This window comes from Paenibacillus forsythiae T98 (assembly GCF_000520735.1).
Classification (GTDB): Bacteria; Bacillota; Bacilli; order Paenibacillales; family Paenibacillaceae; genus Paenibacillus_AQ; species Paenibacillus_AQ forsythiae.
In genome coordinates this window covers 1-2349 of record NZ_ASSC01000837.1, presented here as the reverse complement: position 1 = coordinate 2349, position 2349 = coordinate 1, and the positions used below count along the sequence as shown (strand labels likewise).

4 protein-coding genes are annotated in these 2349 nt (G+C 49.5%); all 4 read left to right on the top strand.

All coding sequences use genetic code 11. The features are described from left to right. Window positions 1-138 precede the first annotated feature (138 nt). A complete protein-coding gene (locus L692_RS0125495) occupies window positions 139-501 on the top strand; it encodes an ArsR/SmtB family transcription factor (protein ID WP_376717962.1) in 363 nt (120 codons plus the stop codon). Window positions 502-592: 91 nt separating this feature from the next. Beyond that, window positions 593-937, top strand: a complete 345-nt coding sequence (locus tag L692_RS0125490) for an ArsR/SmtB family transcription factor (RefSeq protein ID WP_025702721.1) — start codon at window positions 593-595, stop codon at window positions 935-937. A 16-nt stretch (window positions 938-953) separates the two neighbouring features. Then, window positions 954-2249: an arsenic transporter gene (locus L692_RS0125485; RefSeq protein WP_025702720.1), complete on the top strand. Its 1296-nt coding sequence runs from the start codon at window positions 954-956 to the stop codon at window positions 2247-2249. A 20-nt stretch (window positions 2250-2269) separates the two neighbouring features. Further along, window positions 2270-2349: arsenate reductase/protein-tyrosine-phosphatase family protein (locus L692_RS30225; RefSeq protein ID WP_036725611.1), on the top strand; the 80-nt coding region annotated here is incomplete at its 3' end.

Below are 2349 nucleotides of genomic sequence, written 5' to 3'. Positions count from 1 at the left end.
TCTATGCTTATCACTGGCGTTATTTTCTACGAGAAAGCACTTGCGTCTTTGGTGACATTGGGGACACCGTCAGAGGATTCTTCTTGTCTTGCTTGATTTTCAAGGATATGAATTTTAAAATTGAAGCAGTACGTTCAAATGAAGCAGCACGTTCAAACTTCCGAAAGGACTGTGCATATGTTCGATATGGAAATAGCCGACAAATTCAAATTATTAGGCGACAGAACGAGGCTGACGATTCTTGGACTGCTCAAAGACAAGGAATGGTGCGTATGCGATCTGGTCGACATTTTAAATATGTCGCAGCCCGGGGTGAGCCAGCAATTGAGAAAGCTGAAGGCTCAGGGCGTTGTTCATGAGTCGAGACGCGGGCAATGGGTCTACTACTCCTTGAATGTGGAGGATAAACCTTATATTCAAGCCATTCTGGACGAATTGCCGGACACTCAATCCTTGCTGTCTCTGTTAAAGCCGGATTATTCTCCGGCTGATTGCGATTGAAGCCCGGCTATGAATCCGAGAAGTCTACATATTAGCGATTGTTTATATAAGCATATGATTATATAATGATGGAGTGAAAGGAGGCTTAAGCATGAGCTTTGATCTGAATGATTTGGACGAGGTATCCCGGACGTTGAAGCTGCTCGGAGACAAGACAAGACTGGCGATTATGAAGCTTCTGGACAACCGGGAGCGCTGTGTATGCGAGCTTGTTGAAATTTTCAAGACGAGTCAGCCGTCGGTCAGCCAGCATTTGCGGAAATTGAAAGACGCGGGGCTGGTGAAGGAGAACCGGAAAGGCCAATGGATTTATTATTCGATCAATCCGGACAGTCCCCAGCGTCAATTTATTCAAAAATTGATCGCCTTCATTCCTTCACAGGCTCATGTGCTGGAAGAGCTCGATAAGCAGGGCCTGGGGATTTCATGTGAATAGCTGGAGGTTGGAGGATTTGGTTTCGGTATGGTTGGCGGGTTTCATTTTCATTGTGACTTTAATCTTTGTCATTTGGCAGCCGCGGAATTTATCGATTGGATGGTCGGCTTGCGGCGGGGCGGTGCTGGCTCTGCTTGCAGGCGTCGTGAGCTTCAGCGATGTGCTCGATGTTACCCTGATGGTGTGGAATGCTACGCTGGCCTTTATTGCGATCATTCTCATTTCCTTAATTCTCGACAAAATCGGTTTTTTCGAATGGGCCGCCTTACATATGGCCGGAGCCGCGCGCGGGAATAGCACCCGGATGTTCATCTATATCATCCTGCTCGGTGCGGTTGTGTCCGCTTTTTTTGCCAATGACGGCGCGGCGCTCATCCTGACTCCGATTGTGCTGGCCATGGTGCGCGCGCTGGATTTTGACGAGAACAAGGTATTTCCGTTCATTATCGCCAGCGGGTTCATTGCGGATACGACCTCATTGCCGCTCGTCGTCAGTAATCTGGTCAATATCGTTTCCGCCGATTTCTTCGGAGTTACCTTTATGGAATACGCAGGGCATATGATTATGCCTACCTTGTTTTCGCTGGGGGCCAGTATTCTGGTGCTGTACCTCTTTTTCCGCAGAAGCATTCCGGGACAGTTCGACAGCTCGCAGCTAAAACATCCCGAAGAGGCTATTAAAGACAAGAAGATGTTCAAGCTATCCTGGCTTGTCCTCGCGGTTCTTCTGGCCGGGTACTTCATCAGTGAATTCCTGAACATCCCGGTTTCCGCAGTAGCCGGAGTGACCGCAATCCTGTTCCTGCTTATGGCAAGAAGGAGTCCTTCCGTACCTGCAATGGAAGTGGTCAAAGGAGCGCCTTGGGCGATTGTATTCTTCTCCATCGGGATGTATGTCGTGGTGTACGGGCTGCGAAATGCCGGTCTTACGGATGTCCTGGCGGATTGGATTCAGGCGGCTGCCGGTCAAGGTCTGTTTGCCGCCACGATGGGCATGGGCTTTATTGCGGCGATCCTTTCATCGGTGATGAACAACATGCCTACGGTCATGATTGACGCGCTGGCCATCGACGCTGCGCACACTACGGGACTCATCAAGGAAGCTTTGATTTACGCGAATGTCATCGGTTCGGATTTGGGGCCGAAGATTACGCCGATTGGCTCGCTCGCCACCCTGCTGTGGCTGCATGTCCTTTCAACCAAAGGTGTGAAAATATCATGGGGGACCTACTTTAGAGCAGGCATCATCCTGACCCTTCCCACCCTGTTTATCACCCTTCTGGGGCTCTATATAAGGTTGATCCTATTTTAATTTACAGGAGATGATTGCTCATGGATAAGAAGACGATTTACTTTTTGTGTACGGGAAACTCCTGCCGGAGCCAGATGGCGGAAGGCTGGGCGAAGAAATA